The sequence below is a fragment of the Novispirillum itersonii subsp. itersonii ATCC 12639 genome, assembly GCF_000381985.1.
Lineage (GTDB): Bacteria > Pseudomonadota > Alphaproteobacteria > Rhodospirillales > Rhodospirillaceae > Novispirillum > Novispirillum itersonii.
In genome coordinates, this window is sequence record NZ_KB907339.1 from 28,427 (window position 1) to 47,890 (window position 19,464).

Genomic DNA, 19,464 nt, shown 5'->3' on the forward strand with positions numbered 1-19,464 from the left:
CCCTCGTGAGGGCCGGTTTTTTAAAATCGGAACGTGATTATGGGCGGATCAGGCGTTGCGGATGCTGGCGATAAAACCGTCAACTTCCTGCCGCAGGATCTCTGACTGGTGGTTGACGTCGGCTGCCGCCGAAGACACTTGCCCGGCCGCAGTCCCGGTTTCTGAGGCCGCCTGAGTCACCCCCTGAATGTGCTGGGCAACCTCAGAGGTTCCGGCGGAGGCCTGCTGGGTGTTGCGGGCAATTTCCAGCGTGGCGGCGTTCTGCTGCTCCACAGCGGCGGCGATGACGGCGGAGACCTCACTCATCGACCGCACGGCGGCGGCAATGGCGTCAATCATCTGCACGGCGGTACGGGTCTGGTCCTGCACCCCGCCAATCTGGCGGGCAATTTCCTCGGTGGCGGAGGCGGTCTGGGTCGCCAGTGCCTTGACTTCGTTGGCGACGACGGCAAAGCCTTTCCCGGCGTCCCCGGCGCGGGCGGCCTCGATGGTGGCGTTCAGGGCCAACAGGTTGGTCTGCCCGGCAATGTTGCCGATCAGGGTCAGCACTTCGCCGATGCTTTCGGAGGTGCGGACCATTGCCTGCACCATCTCCTGTGCTTCCTGCGCCTGCCGGGTGGCTTCATCGGCGGCCTGCCGCGACTGTTCCACCTGCCGGGCAATTTCCCCGATGGAGGCGGACAGCTCTTCCGCTCCGGCGGCAACGGTCTGCACATTGGCCGACGCCTCTTCGGTCGCGGCGGCAACGGCGGCAGACTGCGACTGCGTCTGTGATGCCATACCGCTGAGGGCGGTTGCCTGCCCGTTCATACGCGCGGCGGCATTGCTGACTGTATCAACCACCCCGCGCACTTTGGTCTCAAAGGCATCGGCGAGGGCGTGCATTTCGTGACGGCGCTGCTGCTCCGCCCGTTGCTTTGACAGCTCTTCCTCTGCTTTCAGGCGTTCCACCTGCTGCATGTTTTCCTTAAACACCTGCATTGATGCCGCCATGTCACCGACTTCATCGCGGCGGCTGCGGTCAGGGATCGGCGTGTCAAGCGCGCCGGTGGCCAGCGCGTTCATTGCGGCGGTCATCCGCACCAGCGGACGGGTGATCGACAGCGAGAACGCAACACCGATGCCGATCACGATCAGCCCGATCACCACGCCGGACAGGATCAGTGTCTGCCGCATCGCCATCACCGGAGCCAGAATTTCATCGTGAGAAATCTCGGCAATGACGGCATAGGGGGTGTTAAGAACCGACAGCGGGGCATAGGCGGCGATGACGCTGACCCCTTCGGCATTCTCGGCCTCATTAAGGCCGCTGCGCCCGGCCAGCGCTTCGGCCACCGGAGTGGTTTCGATCACCCGCCGGAGCGTCTGGGGCTCTTTGGAAAACCGGCTTTCACTGCGCATTTTATGATCGGGGCCGACCAGATAGACATCCCCGGTCTCCCCCATGCCTGAGGCGCTGCGGAGAATCTGCTCGACCGCCGTGGACGGCACGGCAAACACCAGCGCACCGAGAAACTCGCCGAACCCATCAATCACCGGGGCGCCGACAAACGCGGTCGGGACCCCTTTGGCCGGGGCGTAGAGCGAGAAATCGGCATAGGCGACTTCCCCGGTTTTAGGGTTGCTCTCAATACTCTTGAACAGCGTGGCCAGTGCGCTGTCCGCCGCAGGGCCAGCGGTCAGGGATGTGGCATAATCGGCCCCCTTGGTCACGCTGTAGACCACGTTGCCGTTGGCATCGATCAGCAGAATGTCGGCATAGCCCCGCTCCTGACGGGCCCCCCGATACCACGGATGCCATTTGTCATGGGCCATCGAATACGATGATCCGTCGCTGGCTTTGTTCAGCTTCTCTTTTTCACCCTCGGGATTGGGGTTTTTGGTGACATACAGGGCGCGCAGACTTTCCCCCGGGTTAGACCCGACACTGCTGTAGCTTTCCGACATCTCCAGCAGGGCATTGGCGATGGCCGGATTGGTCGACAGCAGGGTGGCGTCATCGTGGACTGAGTCGAAAGCGTCATCCAGCGCCCGGGTGATGGTGTTCAGCTGCCCGCTCAGGCGCAGGTCTGCCTGTCGCGTCAGTTCCGCTGACTGCTGCATATAGGCGACGCCGCTGGTCACGACCACCGCAATCAGGGTCAGCAGGCTGATGAGGCCCGGTAAGCGGGCGGAAATACGGTTGAAGGTCATGCGCGGGCTTCCGAAATCGTTCCTGTCGTCAATCCAGAGTCTTTTTGTGGATACGGGCCGTTTCCGGCCCGAACGCTCTCCCTGCCGCGGCCATTGGTGGCCTGTCTGCTCCCAGCCCTTTGGTGGCTCGTGGTTTTCCTGTGACAGACTTATATGTCGGCAGCCTAACCCTTACGCCAGTTCGTGCGATGTGTGGGCCGGGAAGAAGAAGAAATGCCCCAGTGCATTCGTATACCTTCCAGAGGGGCATCTTCTCCCCGCGTATAGGTTTCGGGTGGCCGGACGTTATGGTCTTACCATGGGGTGACGGGTGGGCCTGATCACATCTGCGGGAGGAGTGAAGATGGATGTTCTTTAATTGTTCCCTTCTGCATCGGCGCACTTGCCATTGATGGGGCGTTGCTGCCATAGTGCACCGCTTTTTCCGGGACCCGGTCTGATGACCTCCCACGGTGTGCCTGTCAATCAGGCCCGCCGGGAGTGCGTTGTGCCGGGTTTCTCCGTTCGGGTGCCGGGCCTGTGCAGGCCGGGAACCCGTTGCCGGAAATATCTGAAACTATCTGCCCTCCGTCGGCGCCCTCAGCAGGGATCGTGAGTTATGGCTGGTCATTCCAAATTTAAGAACATCATGCACCGCAAGGGTGCGCAGGATGCCAAGCGCGCCAAGCTGTTCACCAAGCTGGCCAAGGAAATCTATGTTGCCGCCAAGACCGGTGGCCCGGAACCCGACGGCAACCCGCGCCTGCGTGCCGCCATTCTGGAAGCCCGCCGCAACTCCGTGCCGAAGGACAATATCGAGCGCGCCCTGAAGAAGGCTCAGGCCGGCGGGGAAGGCGAAGATTACGAAGAAATCCGCTACGAAGGCATGGGGCCGGGTAATGTGGCGGTGATCGTCGAGGCCCTGACCGACAACCGCAACCGCACCGCGTCAGAAGTGCGCTCGATCTTCTCGAAGGCTGGCGGATCGCTGACCCCGGTGCAGTTCAACTACGAACGCGTCGGCTATATTTCTTACCCGCTGACGGCGGGCTCGGCGGATGCGGTGCTGGAAGCCGCGATCGAAGCCGGTGCCGATGACGTGGTGACCAACGACGAAGAGCACGCCATCTACTGCGGCCCGGATATGCTGGGCGAAGTGCGGACGGCGCTGGAAGCCGCCCTTGGCGAAGCCCAGACCGCCCGTCTGGACTGGAAAGCCCTGAATACCGCGTCGCTGGACGAAGATGCCGCCCGCAGCCTGTTTAAGTTCCTCGACGCGCTGGAAGATAACGACGACGTGCAGCGGGTGTTTTCCAACGAAGAGATCTCTGACGAGATTCTCGAGAAGCTGGGCTGAGTAAGGGTATACCGTGGCGTCGGTCCGTATCCTTGGCCTTGATCCCGGCCTGCGCAACACCGGCTGGGGCGTGATTGAGGCTGATGGCAACCGCCTGCGGGTGGTTGCCGATGGTGTGGTGCGGTCCGACGACACGCTGTCGCTGGCCGAGCGCCTGTCGCAGCTCTATGACGGGGTGGTGGAGGTGATCGCCGCCTATGCCCCGGATGAGGCAGCGGTGGAGGAAACCTTCGTCAACCGCAACCCGCTGTCGACGCTGAAGCTGGGGCAGGCCCGGGGGATTGCGCTGCTGGCACCGGCCCGCCGGGGCCTGCCGGTGGCGGAATACCAGCCGTCACAGGTGAAAAAGGCGGTGGTCGGCACCGGGGCGGCGGCCAAAGAGCAGGTGCAGATGATGATCCGCACCCTGTTGCCCGGCTGTATGATCGCGTCGCCGGATGCCGCCGATGCGCTGGCGGTGGCGGTGTGTCACGCCCACCACCGGTCTTCAGCGCAGACGCTGGGGCAGGCGATTTTGAAAGCGGAACTCCAACAGGCAGGGAAACGGCGCCGATGATCGCCAAGCTGAAAGGGCTGGTCGACAGCAGCGGGGATGACTGGGTGGTGATCGACGTCAACGGCGTCGGCTATCTGGTGTTCTGCTCGGCGCGGACCCTGTCGCGGCTGCCCGCAGCCGGTGAGGGTACCGCGCTGGTGATCGAGACCCATGTGCGGGAAGACCACATTCACCTGTATGGTTTTATCAGCGAGGCGGAGCGGTCCTTCTTCCGTCTGCTGCTGACCGTGCAGGGGGTGGGGGCCAAGGTGGCGCTGGCGCTGCTGTCGGTGGGGGATACCACCCAGCTGTCGCAGGCGATTGCCGCGCAGGACAAGGCAACCCTCAGCCGGGCCGCCGGGGTCGGGCCGAAGCTGGCTGCCCGCATTGCTTCTGAACTCAAGGATAAGGTGTCCGGTCTGTCGCTTGGCGCTCCGGTGGCGGGGGTGGCTCTGACCACGCCCAAGGCCGCCCCGGCGGAGCCATCGGTGATGGAAGATGCCGTTTCGGCACTGGTCAATCTTGGGTATGCCCGTCTGGATGCCTTCGCTGCGGTTGGGCGTGCCGCTGTGGCGCTGGGGCAGGGGGCCGCGGTATCAGCCCTGATCGGCGCTGCCCTGCGTGATCTTGGCAAGGGGACCTAAGTTATGGCCCGCAGCGAGGAGGCCGCCGGAACGGACCGCCTGATCACCAGTACCCGGCAGGACGGCGATGATACCCACATCCGCCCGCAGCGGCTGGAAGACTTTACCGGCCAGCGGCAGGTCTGCGAGAATCTGTCTGTCTTCGTACAGGCTGCCCGCGCCCGTGGCGAGGCGATGGATCATGTGCTGCTGTTCGGCCCGCCGGGGCTGGGGAAAACCACGCTGGCGCAGATCGTATCGCGGGAGCTTGGGGTTGGCTTCCGGGCCACCTCCGGCCCGATGATTGCCAAAGCCGGGGATCTGGCGGCGCTTCTGACGAATCTGGAACGCAATGACGTTCTTTTCATCGACGAAATCCATCGCCTTAATCCTGCCATAGAGGAAGTGTTGTATCCGGCAATGGAAGACTTCCAGCTGGATCTGATCATCGGGGATGGCCCGTCGGCCCGCAGTGTGCGGATTGACCTGCAGCCGTTCACGTTGGTGGGGGCGACCACCCGGTCCGGCCTGTTGACCACACCGCTGCGGGACCGTTTCGGGATTCCGCTGCGGCTTAATTTCTATGAGCCGGAGGAGTTGCTCGCCATCGTGCGCCGGGCCGCAGCCATTCTTGATCTGCCGATCACCGACGACGGTGCGCTGGAAGTGGCGCGACGGTCACGCGGCACGCCGCGTATTGCCGGGCGCCTGCTGCGCCGGGTCCGTGATTTTGCGGTGGTTGCAAAGCGTCTGCCGGTCAATGCCTTCATTGCGGATGCGGCGCTGGGCCGTCTGGAAGTTGATAAGCGTGGCCTGGATGCCATGGACCGCCGCTATCTGAAGTGCGTCGCCGAGAATTATGGGGGTGGCCCGGTCGGGGTCGACACGCTGGCCGCCGCCCTGTCGGAAGAGCGTGATACGCTGGAAGAGGTGATCGAGCCGTTTCTGCTTCAGCAGGGGCTGATCCAGCGGACCCCCCGGGGGCGGATGTTGACCGACTCCGGGTTTGCTCACCTTGGGCTGGCGGTGCCGAAGGCGGTGAAAGCCCAGCTTGATCTTCTTGATCCGGAGGACGGGGAATGACTTCTGTCGCGCCGACGTCCGGCCGGTTGGCCGATGGGACGCATCTGTACCCGCTGCGGGTCTATTATGAAGACACGGACACTGCGGGTATCGTCTATTACGCCAATTATCTGAAATTTGCCGAGCGGGCCCGTTCGGAAATGGTCCGCCTGCTGGGGATTGAACAGCGGCGGATGCTGGAGCAGGACGGTGTCGCCTTCGCCGTGCGCCACTGCTCTGCCGATTACCGCCGCCCGGCGCGCCTTGACGATGCGCTGGTGGTGGTCAGCCGGGTGGACGCCGTGACCGGTGCCACCCTGACCATCGGACAGGACATCACCCTGAACGGAGAGACATTGGTGCAGGTCAGTGTGACACTGGCCTGCATGCGTGTCGGCGGTGCGGCTGATGGCCGTCCGGCCAGAATTCCGGCTGCTGTGCGGGCATTGCTGGTCAGACCGGCTGCTCCTGTAGTAGAACCCTCCGAATCACAGACTCTTTGAAGGCTCGGAAATACCATCATGGATGCCTCGTCTCTTCCTGCTGCCTCACACGATCTGTCGATGATCGGCCTGTTTCTTCAGGCGGATATCATCGTCAAGATGGTGATGCTCTCCCTCGTGGGGGCCTCGGTCTGGAGCTGGGCGATCATCATCGACAAGGTGATGAAGATGCGCCGCGTTGTGACGCTTGCTGATGATTTTGAGGAGCGGTTCTGGTCCGGCGGTTCGCTGGAAGATCTGTTTGAGCGGATCGGGAACCGGCCGCTTGATCCGATGTCAGCGGTGTTCGTCGCGGCAATGCGGGAATGGCGCCGCTCCTCCGGCCGGAACAACGCCGGGGATGTCACCATGCGCGTGCGTCTGGCCCAGCGGCTGGAACGGGTGATGCACATCACCGTCACCCGCGAGATGGAAGGGCTGGAAAAGCGCGTCGGCTTTCTGGCGTCCACCGGCTCGGTGGCACCGTTCATCGGTCTGTTCGGGACGGTCTGGGGGATTATGAACTCCTTCGCCGCCATTGGCGCCAGCAAGGATACCAGCCTTGCCACCGTCGCCCCGGGGATCGCCGAAGCCCTGTTTGCCACCGCGATCGGTCTGGTGGCGGCGATTCCGGCGGTGCTGGCCTACAACAAGATTTCTTCTGACATGGACCGTTTTGCCCAGCGTCTGGAAAACTTCGCCGGCGAGTTCGGGGCGATTCTGTCCCGTCAGCTCGACGAGCGCGGCTAAACCCCGGATCGGACGAGCAGGAGACCGCAGGCATGGGCATGAATGTGGGTGGCGGTGGCCGGGGCGGACGCCGCAAGCGTCGGCCGATGGGGGATATCAACGTTACGCCGATGGTCGACGTGATGCTGGTGCTGCTGGTGATCTTCATGGTCACCGCACCGCTGGTGACCACCGGGGTCAGTGTTGATCTTCCCAAGGCCAAGGCCCCGGCCATGAACGAACAGGACAACAAGCCGCTGTACGTGACCGTGCAGGGTGACGGCAAGCTGTTCCTGAACGACAGCCCGGTGACGCTGGAGCAGCTGCCGGAAAAGGTGAAGGCCATCGCCGGGGCAAACCCGGATGTGCGTATTTATGTGCGCGGGGATGCCGCCAGCCAGTACGGCGTGGTGATGCAGGCTCTGGGGGCGTTGTACGCCGGTGGGTTTACCAAGGCTGCGCTGATTACCCAGCCCGCCAGCGGCAAACCGAAGAAGTAAGGAGTAGGGGCCCGTGTCCGATAACGACTCCGGACTGCGCCGCAGCCTGATCATCTCGGTCAGCCTGCATGTGCTGCTCGGTGCCCTGTCGTATCTGGGGCTGCCGTTCCTCACCCGCGATATGCCGGTTGAGGACGCGCCCATCGTTATTGATCTGGTGGAAATCGCTGAGCGGACCGCCGCGCCGCCGCCAAGCGCCAAGCAGAAAGAACAGGTGGCCCAGAAGGTGGAGCCGAAGCCGGAACCGCCGAAGGTCGAGCCGAAGCCGGAGCCGCCAAAACCGGAACCGCCGAAGCCCGAGCCCCCGAAGCCGGAGCCGCCGAAACCGGTGGAACCGCCAAAGCCGCAGCCCCAGCCGCAGAAGCCTGAACCGCCGAAACCGGAACCGAAATCGGAACAGGTTGATCCAACCCTGCCGCCGGAGCCGAAAAAGCCCGATCCGAAGCCGGAGCCGCCGAAGCCGCCGAAGCCTGAGCCGGAGAAGACACCGCCGAAGAAACCGGTGGAGGAAGACCCGTTTAAAGACCTGATGAAGAACGTCGAAAAGTACCGTCAGCAGCCGAAGTCCAGCACGCCGCCGCCATCACAGGCTGCGCCGTCTGCGCCGACGCAGGGGGCTACCAATTCGGCCAACTCGCCGCGTATTCTCAATGCGCCGCTGGCTGACCGGGCGACGATGAGCGAAAAAGACGCGATCCGGGCCCAGATTGAACAGAACTGGGTGTTTGATGTCGGTGCCAAAGGCATTGAATCAATGGTCATTGTGCTGCGGGTTGCGATCAATCCGGATGGCACCGTGACCCGGGTGGATGTGGTCGATACCGTGCGATACAACACCGACTCGGGATACCGGGCGGTTGCCGATACAGCCAAGCGGGCGGTGCTGAAATCCCAGCCGCTGAAGTATCCGGCACAGAAGTACGAAGAGTTTAAGGTTCTGGAACTGAGCTTCGCCCCGCGCGACCGCTTGTGATCCTTGAAAAGAGCGCTTTCTGATACAGCGGGCGCCGGTTGACTGAAGGGGCTGTCCTGCCGTGAGCGGAGATAGGGCCCCTTCTGTCATCAGGTCGGTGCCCGCCTTTGCGGAAAACGTTCCTGTGTTTTGTTGGCGTCTGCTGACGGCAGGCGGTTTGTCTGATGTGCCCCAGATCCCGGGGCGAGGTGAGAGGACCAGCGCAGCGATGATGAAGAGTGTCCGTCAGATGTCTCTGCGCCGCATGGGTGCGGCGCTGTTTGGGCTTGCCGTCGCCGGCGTTGCCCTGGCGGCGGCCGTGGCCCCGCAGACGGCCCGTGCCGAGGTGAAGATCGACATTACCCGCGGGAAGGTCGAGCCGATGCCGGTCGCCATTCCTGATTTTGCGGGTCCCGGTGAAGCGGGCCGATTCGGCGGTGATGTCGCTTCGGTGATCACTGCTGACCTTGAGCGGTCAGGCCTGTTCGCCCCGATCAACAAGGCGGCTTTTATTCAGGATCTGCCGTCGCTGGATACCCAGCCGCGCTTTGCCGACTGGCGGACCATCAATGCCCAGCTTCTGGTGCAGGGTGTGGTTGAGCCGCAGCCCGATGGCCGCCTCCGTCTCGCCTTCCGTCTGTGGGACATCTACGGCGGTGAGCAGATGAAGGGGCAGGCCTATGTGACCCAGCCGGAAAACTGGCGCCGTGTCTCGCACATCATCGCCGATGAGATTTATAAGCGTGTCACCGGCGAAGACGGCTATTTCGACACCCGCGTCGTTTATGTCGCGGAAAGCGGCCCGGCCACCAAGCGCGTCAAACGTCTGGCGATCATGGATCAGGATGGCGCGAACCATCATTACCTGTCCGATGGCTCGAATATGGTTCTGACCCCGCGCTTCTCGCCGACGGCGCAGGAAATCACCTATATGAGCTATTACAACGGGATGCCCCGCGTGTACCTGCTCAATATCGACACCGGCCGTCAGGAGCTGCTGGGCGACTTCCCGGGGATGACCTTTGCACCCCGATTCTCGCCCGACGGTAACAAGGTCGTCATGTCGATGGCAAAGGACGGTAACTCCGAGCTGTATGACATGGATCTGCGGACTCGGCGGACCTCCCGCCTGACCAACCATCCGGCGATTGATACCTCGCCGAGCTATTCTCCGGACGGCCAGCAGATTGTTTTCAACTCTGACCGTGGTGGTGCCCAGCAGCTGTATGTGATGGATGCGCAGGGCAATAATGTGCGCCGCATCTCCTTCGGTGATGGCCGCTATGCCACGCCGGTGTGGTCGCCGCGCGGGGACCTGATCGCCTTCACCAAGATGAAGGGCGGCGAGTTCTACATCGGTGTGATGCGTCCTGACGGGACCGGAGAGCGTATGCTTTCCAATGGGTTCCTGATGGAAGGCCCGACCTGGGCCCCCAATGGCCGCGTGCTGATGTACTACCGTCAGGAAGCCAATGGTGCTGCACCGCAACTGTTCAGCATTGACCTGACCGGCTTCAATGAACGTCGCCTTGTGACCCCGCAGGGATCCTCGGATCCGGCATGGTCGCCGCTTCTTCCCTGATATCAGAATAAAAAACCTGTAAAGTCCCTCTGTACGCTGCCGCAAAAAGGCTATATAAGCCACGCGATGGGCATCGGTAGGAAGGTGCCCGTCGATTTGGCGCAGCCGGAGCCTTGGACTCCCGACTGCGCATAATGAACTCAAACCCCATGCTAAAGAAGTCGAGGGGAAATAAGATGAAGTTCCGTCTGCTGCCTGTCGTCGCTGCTGCTGCGCTGCTCGCCGCTTGCTCGACCGCCTCTGAAGATGCTGGTAGCAAAACCGCCACCGGCAACACCGCCCCGACCACCGCTGGCAAGGCTGGCCCGGTCGCCGGTTCCGTCGAAGAATTCAAGGTCGTGGTCGGTGACCGCGTCCTGTTCGGCTTCGACCAGTACAACCTGAGCGCCGAAGGTCAGGCCGTCCTGAAGAACCAGGCTGCTTGGCTGAACAAGTACACCAAGTACTCTGTCGTCGTCGAAGGCCATGCTGACGAGCGCGGCACCCGTGAATACAACCTGGCTCTGGGTGAGCGCCGCGCGAACTCCGTGAAGGCGTTCCTGGCTGCTCAGGGCGTGAAGGCTGACCGTCTGAAGGTCGTTTCCTATGGTAAGGAACGTCCGGAATGCGGTGACTCCACCGAAGCCTGCTGGGCCAAGAACCGCCGCGGCGTTTCCGTCCTGCAGTAATCCGGAGCAGCACCGTACCGCGTAGAGCGGTACAGGACTGATTGACGGAAACGGCATCATGGCGCCTGCGTTTGTCCGCTCCCTTTACGAAGGAAAGTGGATAGGCGCAGGCGTCGCCGTTTGTGTCCCGGAAAGCGTTCGTGGCCCGGCTCTGGCAGTCAGCTTGAGTCGGGCCGCCACGTTTTTGCCATCCTCTGCTGTTTGGGTAAGAGGATCGGAGTGAGCGGCGGACGTGTGGGGCCATCGTCTGTCTTGCGCGCGGAAACCAACTGTTGCATAGCAATCGTGTGGTTACCGTGGCATTGTCGGCCCGTTCTGAGCAGAGCGGGGGCCGACGCAGTTCGGTCCCGGTGTTACAATGTCCCGTCTTCTGTCTGCCGCAGGTCTGGCAGCCGGGTCGGGAGTGGTGTCGGAATCGCAGAGAGTGCAGAGAATGCGTGTCGCCCCTATGCTTCCCGGTCAGGTGCTTTCCAGCCAGATGCTTACCGGTGTCTCCGTCCGTGTCCGCGCCCTGACGGCAGCGGTTGCGGTTGCCCTGTCGGTGGGGTTTGGCCCGGTGTCGGCGATGGCGCAGGACATCAGTGATATGGCGGACCGGATTCAGAGGCTCGAGCGGGATCTGTCGGTACTGCAGCGGCAGTCCGGGGGCAACGGTATTGCGCTGCCGTCCGGCGGCGGTGCCGCAATGGGCGGTGACATGGCTTCGCAGCTGATGCTGCGTCTGGCAGAAGTTGAGCGCCAGATGGCGGAACTGACCGGCCGGATGGAAGAAACCCAGCACGCTGTCTCCCGGGTGAATACCCGAGTCGATAATATTTCAAAGGATATGGATTTCCGGCTTCAGCAGCTGGAGCAGCATGGCGGGGCAGGGGCTCAGGCGTCTGCGGCCCCCCCGGCTGCTGCGGCTCCCGCTCCGGCGGCCTCGGGCGGTCAGCCCGGTGTATTTGGGGTGCTGCCGCAATCTGCTGCGCCTAAGGCGGGGACTCCTGCCGCTGCTGCGCCTGCGGCTCCGGCGGGGTTGCCGTCCGGCAGCCCGGAGCAACAGTATAACTACGCGTCAACCCTGCTGCGGAACGGGGACTATGCCGGGGCCCAGTCGGCGCTTGAGGCATTCGTTAAGCAGAACCCGAAGCATGATCTGGCCGGAAACGCCCAGTATTGGCTGGGGGAAACCTATTACGTCCGGCAGGACTTCAAAAATGCAGCCGTCGCCTTTCTTGATGGCTACCGCAATTATCCGAAAAACAACAAGGCCCCGGATAATCTGCTGAAGCTGGGCCTGTCGATGGGGGCCCTGAACCAGACCAAAGAGGCCTGTGCCGCCCTGACACGGATCCCGAAGGAGTATCCGACGGCGTCGGATGTGACCAAGCGCCGGGCTGAGTCGGAACGGGATCGCCTGAAGTGTCCGAAGACCTGAGGGTCAGCGACAGCGAGTTTGCAGCCCTGATGGCCGGGCTGGGTCCGTTTGAGACGGCACCCGGTCTGGCCATTGCCGTTTCCGGGGGGGCTGACAGTCTGGCTCTGTGCCTGCTTGCCCACCGTTGGGCCAAGGACCGTGGTGGGTCTGTGGTTGGCCTGACCGTCGATCATGGCCTGCGGCCTGAAGCGGCGGCGGAGGCCCGGCAGGTCGGGCAATGGCTGGCAGGCTTTGGGATCCGGCATCACGCCCTGACCGTGACAGCTCCGCCGCCGCAGTCAGATCTTCAGAACTGGGCGCGGACCCAGCGTTATGCGCTGCTGCGCAACTGGTGCCGGTCACAGGGTGTCCTGCATCTTCTGCTGGCACATCACCGGGGGGATCAGGCTGAAACGCTGCTGCTGCGTCTGGCGCGGGGCAGCGGGGTCAGTGGCCTGAGCGGCATGAGCGCTGTGTCTTATCTGCCGGAATGCCGGGTGCTGCGTCCGTTGCTGGGCATCCCGAAGGCCCGTCTGCAGGCAACGTTGCAGCAGCAGGGGCAACCGTGGATTTCTGATCCGTCAAACGAATCGGACCGTTACCAGCGGGTGCAGATGCGTCAGGCCGCGCCGCAGATGGCCTCTCTGGGGCTGACGGAGGCCCGGCTGGCCGGAACTGCCCACACTCTGTTCGGTGCCCGTGAGGTGGTGGATGCTCTGGCGGCGACCCTTGTGGCGGAAACAGCTGCGATCCTGCCTGCAGGGCTAGCCTGTCTTCATGACTGGCAACGCTGGCTGACAAAACCGCAGGAGGTCTCTTGCCGGGCTCTGTCCGGCTTGCTGGGCTGTCTTGGTGGACATGCTTATCCCCCACGGGCGGAGCGGATCCGTCAGGCGCTGACCCGATGGGGGCAGCCGATGACCCTCGGCGGGTGCCGGATGGTGGTGGAGCGGGGTGCGCTCTGGATCTGGCGCGAGGACCGGGGGATCCCGGTCACGATGCTGCACCCCGGTCAACGCCTGTGGTGGGACCGACGGTTTGATCTGGACTGGACAGAGGCGACTCGGGGACGGTCTGCCCTTCCTGCCCTGACGGTGCGGCCTTTAGGGGCCGAGGGGGTGCGGCTTCTGGAAGGAAGGCAGGGGATGCCCGCGCTTCCCCGGCGGGCCTTGCCGGTTCTTCTCTCTCTATGGTTCGATCGGATACTGGTATCGGTGCCGCATCTGGGCTATTTCATGAAGCAGAGATTAGCTGACGGGCCGGAGGTAGAGTTCCCTCTCGTCCGGTTCCGCCCCGTTCGGGCTGTATCCGCTGCCGGAATGATCCGGAGCAGCGGACTGCGTTGACAGAATTGTGGCTTTCTTGCCACAGGTATTGAAGGATCGGCACCGGCGCTTGCGTCGGCGCAGGACCGACTTATGTGAAGAGTTATATGTTTGTCTGCCGACCGGCGCTGCTGCCGGACCGGCTTTTGGTACGGAAGGGCTGTCCCTTGAATTTCAGCAAGAATCTGCTGCTGTGGGTGATCATCGCCGTTCTTCTTGTGGCGCTGTTCAACCTGTTCCAGACCTCGACGCCGCGCACCAATGCGTCGTCGCTGGCGTTCTCCGAGTTCATGGAACACGTGGACCGTAACGACATTGCCAGCGTCACCATTCAGGGCGACCGGGTAACCGGGCAGATGCAGACCGGGCAGACCTTCTCGGTGTATGTGCCGGAAGGGGCGAATATCGTCACCTCGCTGCGTGACCACAATGTGCGCATCAATGCGATGCCGCGCGATGATGAAACCCCGACGTTCTGGGGGATTCTGATCTCCTGGTTCCCGATGCTGCTGCTGATCGGTGTGTGGATTTTCTTCATGCGTCAGATGCAGGGCGGTTCCCGCGGGGCGATGGGGTTTGGCAAGTCCAAGGCCCGCCTGCTGACCGAGAAGTCGGGCCGCGTCACGTTTGAGGACGTGGCAGGCATCGACGAAGCCAAGCAGGAACTGGAAGAAGTGGTGGAGTTCCTGCGCGATCCGCAGAAGTTCCAGCGTCTTGGCGGCAAGATTCCGAAAGGGGTGCTGCTGGTCGGCCCGCCGGGCACCGGTAAGACCCTGCTGGCCCGTGCGATCGCCGGGGAAGCCAATGTGCCGTTCTTCACCATTTCCGGCTCTGACTTTGTTGAAATGTTTGTCGGCGTCGGCGCCAGCCGTGTCCGCGACATGTTCGATCAGGGCAAGAAGAATGCGCCGTGCATCATTTTCATCGACGAAATCGATGCGGTGGGCCGTCATCGCGGTGCCGGCCTCGGCGGTGGCAATGACGAGCGTGAGCAGACCCTGAACCAGCTGCTGGTGGAAATGGATGGCTTTGAGGCCAACGAGGGCGTGATCCTCGTGGCTGCCACCAACCGCCCTGACGTGCTTGACCCGGCGCTACTGCGTCCCGGCCGTTTCGACCGTCAGGTGGTGGTGCCGAACCCCGATGTGGCTGGCCGTGAAAAGATCCTGAAGGTCCATACCCGCAAGACCCCGCTGGGGCCGGATGTGGATGTGCGGGTGATCGCCCGTGGCACCCCCGGGTTCTCGGGCGCGGATCTGTCCAATCTGGTCAACGAGGCAGCCCTTCTTGCGGCCCGGAAGGGCAAGCGGGTGGTGTCGCAGTCTGACTTTGAAGAAGCCAAGGATAAGGTCCTGATGGGGGCGGAACGCCGTTCCATGGTCATGACCGAAGATGAAAAGAAGCTGACCGCCTACCATGAAGGGGGCCATGCGCTGGTGACCCTGCATTCCCCGGATTATGACCCGATCCACAAGGCGACCATCGTGCCGCGTGGCCGGGCGCTGGGGCTGGTGCAGAGCCTGCCGGAACGCGACCGCTATTCCGCCAACCGCGCCTATCTGGAATCCTTCCTTGCCATTGCCATGGCGGGCCGGATTGCTGAAGAGGTGGTGTTCGGGCCGGAAAAAGTGACCAGCGGCGCGGCACAGGATATTAAAATGGCAACCGACCGGGCCCGCCGCATGGTGACCGAGTGGGGGATGTCGGAATCCCTCGGCCCGATCGCCTATGGCGAGCCGGAAGGTGAAGTGTTCCTCGGCCATTCGGTGACCACCCACAAGAACATTTCCGAGCAGACCGCCCGGGAAGTTGATCTTGAGATCCGTCGTCTGGTCGAAAAAGGCTACAAGCGCGCCTTTGATATCATTACCGAAAACCGCGACCAGCTGGAGCGCATTGCGCAGGCCCTGCTGGAATATGAAACCCTGTCGGGTAAGGAACTGCGGGCGGTAATGAACGGTGAGCCGGTGGTGAGGGATGGCACCGGAACCGGGACCGCCGGTGGCGGCGATGCTGCCCCGCGCAAATCGTCGGTCCCGACCTCGGTTCCGCCGGTCTCCGGGCCGGAACCGCAGCCGGGGCAGTAACCGCATGACATCGACCTTTACGGTTGTGGAAAGCCCCGCCTTGGTGCGGGGTTTTTCCATGGTGGCAGCCGGGGATCATTCTCTGGCGGCGCCGGGGCTGCCGCCCCTGTGGCTGTCGCCGCTGGGCGGGGGAATTCCTGCGACCGGCGTTCCCGTTCTGGCCTGGCGGGTCTGGTTGCAGACCGGGCCGTCAGAGCTGACGCAGGTGGACTGCACGCGGGATGCGCTGACCGGCTGGGCCCGCGATGCGGGAGAGGCGGTCTGGGGCATGGTCAAGCGCCGTCTGGCCGCGGTGGAAGGGCGTCGGCCTGCGTTCGCCGGGCTTGATATGGCGCGCCCCCACGTGATGGGGATTGTTAATGTGACGCCGGACAGTTTTTCTGACGGCGGCGATCATTTTGATCCGGGTACGGCGGTACAACGGGGGCTGGAGATGCTGGCCGCCGGAGCGACAGTTCTTGACGTCGGGGGGGAGTCGACCCGTCCCGGGGCTGATCCGGTTTCCCCGCAGGAAGAGATCCGTCGTGTTGTTCCGGTGATCCGGGCTTTTGCTGACCGCGGGGCGGTGGTCTCGATTGATACCCGCCATGCGGTGGTGATGGAGGCCGCGGTCGCTGCCGGTGCAGCCATACTGAATGATGTGACCGGCCTTCTCGGTGACCCGGACAGTCTGCCGACGGCGGTGCGGTTGGGTAAGCCGGTGATGCTGATGCATATGCAGGGCGAAGATCCCCGCACCATGCAGGCGGATCCGTCCTACCCCCATGCGCCGGTTGCGGTGTTTGAGGCACTGGCCCGGCGGGTTGAGGCCTGTCTGGCGGCAGGGATCAGCCGCGAGGCTCTCTGTGTGGATCCCGGTATCGGGTTTGGGAAGACGGTTGAGCACAATGCAGCCCTGATGCGGACCCTCGGCATGCTGCACGGGCTGGGCTGCCCGGTGCTGCTGGGGGCGTCGCGCAAAAGCTTTATCGGGCGGCTGGCCGGGGTAGACCGGCCGAAAGACCGCCTGCCGGGGTCGCTGACCGCTGCAATCCGTGGCTGGGAGCAAGGGGTGCAGATTGTCCGCGTGCATGATGTGGCGGAAACGGTGCAGGCCCTGAAAGTCTGGCAGGCCTGACCGGTATGGGGGAGGTTTCGCTGGTGCAAAAAATCCCCGCGCAGAGTCTGTGAATCCTCTGGACGCCATGCGGACTGTCTTTTATTTTTCGCCTGTCATACCAGCTTCATGTGGCATGTGCCGCAGCGATCGCCGTCCTTATCGTTGAAAAGTAGGGGCGGCGTCGGTTTTTTCGATCTTTGCAGACGGTTTCAACGAGTGCAGACGGATCAGCTTCCCCCGCCGCGCCTGCAGCTGCGGCGCATTGACAAGCGTTTTCCCGGCTGTCACGCCAACAAGGCGGTCTCCCTGACCCTGCAGCCGGGGGAAATCCATGCCCTGCTCGGGGAAAATGGAGCAGGCAAGTCGACTCTGGTCAAAATCGTTTATGGCGTTCAGCAGGCCGATAGCGGCGAGATCCTGTGGGATGGGCAGCCGGTGCACATCGGCAGCCCGGCTCAGGCGCGTGCCTTGGGTATCGGCATGGTGTTTCAGCACTTCTCGCTGTTTGAATCCCTGACCGTCACCGAAAACATTGCCCTTGGCATCAATGCGAAAGAGCCGCTGGAGACACTGGCGACCCGCATCGCTGAGGTTTCTCAGCGCTACGGGCTGCCACTGGATCCGCAGCGTCATGTCCATGATCTGTCGGTGGGGGAGCGCCAGCGGGTGGAAATTACCCGCTGCCTGCTGCAAAACCCGCGCCTGCTGATTATGGACGAGCCGACCTCGGTGCTGACCCCGCAGGAGGCTGAGACGCTGTTCGAGACCCTGCGCCGCCTGCGGGATGAAGGCTGCACCATCCTTTATATTTCCCACAAGCTGGAGGAAATCCGGGCGCTCTGTTCTCAGGCGACCGTTCTGCGGGCCGGTGAAGTGGTGGGGTCCTGCGATCCGCGCGAGAACAGCGCCCGGGCACTGGCCCAGATGATGATCGGGACGGAACTGAAAACCGCCCGCAGCAGCGTGTCAGGCACCCGGCGGGGCGAGGCTCGCCTGCAGGTCACCAATCTCAGTCTTGGTGCGCTTCAGCCTTTCGGTGTTGATCTGAAAGATATTTCGATTTCGGTGCATGCCGGGGAAATTGTCGGGATCGCCGGGGTGGCCGGCAATGGCCAGAACGAGCTGATGGCCGCGCTGTCGGGCGAACACCGCTGTGCCGACCACGATGCGATCCACATCAACGGGCAGGCGGTTGGCCGTCTGGGGCCAAAGCGCCGCCGTGATCTGGGGATGGGCTTTGTGCCGGAAGAGCGGCTGGGCCGCGGGGCAGTGCCGGATCTGTCGCTGGCCGATAATGCGCTGCTGTCCGGGTATGGGCGTCAGGCGCTGGTCAATCGGGGCCTGATCTCTTTCCGCAAGGTCAATGCTTACGCGGACCGGATCATTCATGCTTTCAACGTCCGCACCCACGGGCGGCGGGCGGAAGCGCGGTCGCTGTCGGGCGGGAACCTTCAGAAGTTCATCATTGGCCGTGAAATCCTGCAAAAGCCGAAGCTGCTGATCTGTGCTCAGCCGACATGGGGGGTTGATGCCGGGGCTGCGGCCCAGATTCATCAGGCGTTGCTGGATCTGCGGGATCAGGGGGCGGCGGTGCTGGTGGTGAGTCAGGATCTTGATGAGCTGTTCACCATCGCTGACCGGATTGCTGTGATGTGTCATGGCCGCCTGTCATCCCTGCGGTCTGCCCGTGACACAACGGTGGAGCAGGTGGGGCTGCTGATGGGGGGCCTGTTTGAAACCGCTGATGAGTGGGAGGGCGACCATGGCGCATAAGCCGTCGTTCATGCCGCGTCTGGAGCCACGCGGTCACGCGTCCCCCGCGATGGTCTATGTCACCCCGCTGCTGGCGCTGGCGGTGACCCTGCTGGCCGGGGGGCTGCTGTTTCAGGTGCTGGGCTTCAACGCACCCGAAGCGCTGTATACGTTTTTTGTCTCACCGCTGACCACGGCCTATGGGCTGGGCGAGCTGGTGGTGAAGGCGACGCCGCTGGCCCTGTGTGCCATCGGGTTGGCGCTGGGGTTCCGGGGCAATGTCTGGAACATCGGTGCGGAAGGTCAGCTTACCTTCGGGGCGATTTTCGGCGGCGGTGTGGCTCTGGCCTGTTATGACATGGAAGGCTGGTGGATTCTGCCGCTGATGGTCGTGGCGGGTATGGTCGGCGGCATGCTGTGGGGGGCGATTCCGGCCCTGCTGAAAACCCGTTTTCATGCCTCGGAAATTCTGGTCAGCCTGATGCTGACGTATGTGGCCACCCTGATACTCAGCCTGCTGGTCCATGGCCCGTGGCGGGATCCGGAAGGTTTCAACTTCCCCGAATCGCGGATGTTCAGTGACTCAGCGCTGTTGCCGGTCCTGCTGGCGGAGACCCGCCTGCACTTTGGCGCCCTGTTCGCTCTGGCTGCGGTTGTCGGGGGGTGGTTCATCATTGCCCGCACCTTCGTCGGCTTTCAGATCAAGGTCATGGGCCTGACACCTGCCGCCGGGGGCTATGCCGGGTTCAGCCAGCGTAAGGTGGTATGGCTGTCGTTTCTGGTCTCCGGGGCGCTGGCCGGTCTGGCCGGGGTGTCGGAAGTGGCCGGACCGATCGGTCAGCTTCAGCCGACCGTGTCGCCGGGGTACGGCTTTACCGCTATCATCGTCGCTTTTCTCGGTCGGCTGCATCCGGTGGGTATTCTGCTGGCATCGCTGCTGATGGCGCTGTCCTATCTGGGGGGCGAGGCGGTGCAGATCGGCATGGGGCTGCCGCTGGCGGTCACCGGGGTGTTTCAGGGGATGCTGCTGTTTTTCCTGCTGGCGTCTGATGTTCTGATCCGGTACCGGGTGCGCTTCGGTCGCCCGCAGCAGGAGGCAAAGGCGTGAGTGTTGAACTGCTGGATGCCACCGCCCTGCTG

At 63.2% G+C, this 19,464-nt stretch carries 17 protein-coding genes; 16 read left to right on the forward strand and 1 reads right to left on the reverse strand.

All coding sequences use genetic code 11. The features are described 5' to 3' along the window. Positions 1 to 48: 48 nt before the first annotated feature. A complete protein-coding gene (locus G365_RS0105885; RefSeq protein ID WP_019644580.1) occupies positions 49 to 2,193 on the reverse strand; it encodes a methyl-accepting chemotaxis protein in 2,145 nt (714 codons plus the stop codon). A gap of 598 nt (positions 2,194 to 2,791) precedes the next feature. On the opposite strand from G365_RS0105885, the gene G365_RS0105890 reads away from it, so the two are divergent. From G365_RS0105890 to G365_RS0105965, 16 genes are all read left to right on the forward strand, one after another. Continuing rightward, positions 2,792 to 3,529: a YebC/PmpR family DNA-binding transcriptional regulator gene (locus G365_RS0105890; RefSeq protein ID WP_019644581.1), complete on the forward strand. Its 738-nt coding sequence runs from the start codon at positions 2,792 to 2,794 to the stop codon at positions 3,527 to 3,529. 13 nt (positions 3,530 to 3,542) lie between these two features. Next, complete coding sequence (gene ruvC / locus G365_RS0105895; protein WP_019644582.1) at positions 3,543 to 4,085, forward strand: crossover junction endodeoxyribonuclease RuvC; 543 nt, start codon at positions 3,543 to 3,545, stop codon at positions 4,083 to 4,085. Continuing rightward, positions 4,082 to 4,708: a Holliday junction branch migration protein RuvA gene (gene ruvA, locus G365_RS0105900; protein ID WP_019644583.1), complete on the forward strand. Its 627-nt coding sequence runs from the start codon at positions 4,082 to 4,084 to the stop codon at positions 4,706 to 4,708. The genes ruvC and ruvA overlap by 4 nt, the downstream gene beginning before the upstream one ends. Before the next feature lie 3 nt (positions 4,709 to 4,711). Next, positions 4,712 to 5,770: a Holliday junction branch migration DNA helicase RuvB gene (ruvB, locus tag G365_RS0105905; RefSeq protein WP_019644584.1), complete on the forward strand. Its 1,059-nt coding sequence runs from the start codon at positions 4,712 to 4,714 to the stop codon at positions 5,768 to 5,770. Further along, positions 5,767 to 6,252 (forward strand): tol-pal system-associated acyl-CoA thioesterase, encoded by a 486-nt coding sequence (ybgC, locus tag G365_RS0105910; protein ID WP_019644585.1) that lies wholly within the window; start codon positions 5,767 to 5,769, stop codon positions 6,250 to 6,252. Before ruvB ends, ybgC begins: the two co-directional genes overlap by 4 nt. An 18-nt stretch (positions 6,253 to 6,270) precedes the next feature. Continuing rightward, a complete protein-coding gene (tolQ, locus tag G365_RS0105915) occupies positions 6,271 to 6,981 on the forward strand; it encodes a protein TolQ (protein WP_019644586.1) in 711 nt (236 codons plus the stop codon). Between the two features lie 32 nt (positions 6,982 to 7,013). After that, positions 7,014 to 7,460: an ExbD/TolR family protein gene (locus tag G365_RS0105920; protein ID WP_019644587.1), complete on the forward strand. Its 447-nt coding sequence runs from the start codon at positions 7,014 to 7,016 to the stop codon at positions 7,458 to 7,460. Positions 7,461 to 7,473: 13 nt separating this feature from the next. Beyond that, entirely contained in the window at positions 7,474 to 8,433 is a 960-nt protein-coding gene (locus G365_RS0105925; protein ID WP_019644588.1) for a cell envelope integrity protein TolA, read from the forward strand. 229 nt (positions 8,434 to 8,662) lie between these two features. After that, positions 8,663 to 9,994: a Tol-Pal system beta propeller repeat protein TolB gene (gene tolB / locus G365_RS0105930; protein WP_245554707.1), complete on the forward strand. Its 1,332-nt coding sequence runs from the start codon at positions 8,663 to 8,665 to the stop codon at positions 9,992 to 9,994. 176 nt (positions 9,995 to 10,170) lie between these two features. After that, positions 10,171 to 10,662, forward strand: coding sequence for a peptidoglycan-associated lipoprotein Pal (pal, locus tag G365_RS0105935; RefSeq protein WP_019644590.1), 492 nt, complete (start codon positions 10,171 to 10,173; stop codon positions 10,660 to 10,662). Positions 10,663 to 11,095: 433 nt separating this feature from the next. Beyond that, positions 11,096 to 12,082: a tol-pal system protein YbgF gene (gene ybgF, locus G365_RS20530; protein ID WP_169545056.1), complete on the forward strand. Its 987-nt coding sequence runs from the start codon at positions 11,096 to 11,098 to the stop codon at positions 12,080 to 12,082. Beyond that, a complete protein-coding gene (tilS, locus tag G365_RS20535) occupies positions 12,067 to 13,407 on the forward strand; it encodes a tRNA lysidine(34) synthetase TilS (protein ID WP_019644592.1) in 1,341 nt (446 codons plus the stop codon). The genes ybgF and tilS overlap by 16 nt, the downstream gene beginning before the upstream one ends. A gap of 146 nt (positions 13,408 to 13,553) precedes the next feature. Further along, positions 13,554 to 15,473 carry an ATP-dependent zinc metalloprotease FtsH gene (ftsH, locus tag G365_RS0105950; RefSeq protein ID WP_026345136.1) on the forward strand — a complete coding sequence of 640 codons (1,920 nt, stop codon included), beginning with the start codon at positions 13,554 to 13,556 and terminating at the stop codon, positions 15,471 to 15,473. A 4-nt stretch (positions 15,474 to 15,477) separates the two neighbouring features. Beyond that, a complete protein-coding gene (gene folP, locus G365_RS0105955) occupies positions 15,478 to 16,590 on the forward strand; it encodes a dihydropteroate synthase (protein ID WP_019644594.1) in 1,113 nt (370 codons plus the stop codon). A 198-nt stretch (positions 16,591 to 16,788) separates the two neighbouring features. Next, a complete protein-coding gene (locus tag G365_RS0105960; protein ID WP_019644595.1) occupies positions 16,789 to 18,345 on the forward strand; it encodes an ABC transporter ATP-binding protein in 1,557 nt (518 codons plus the stop codon). Next, complete coding sequence (locus G365_RS0105965) at positions 18,335 to 19,432, forward strand: ABC transporter permease (RefSeq protein ID WP_026345137.1); 1,098 nt, start codon at positions 18,335 to 18,337, stop codon at positions 19,430 to 19,432. The genes G365_RS0105960 and G365_RS0105965 overlap by 11 nt, the downstream gene beginning before the upstream one ends. Positions 19,433 to 19,464: the final 32 nt, after the last annotated feature.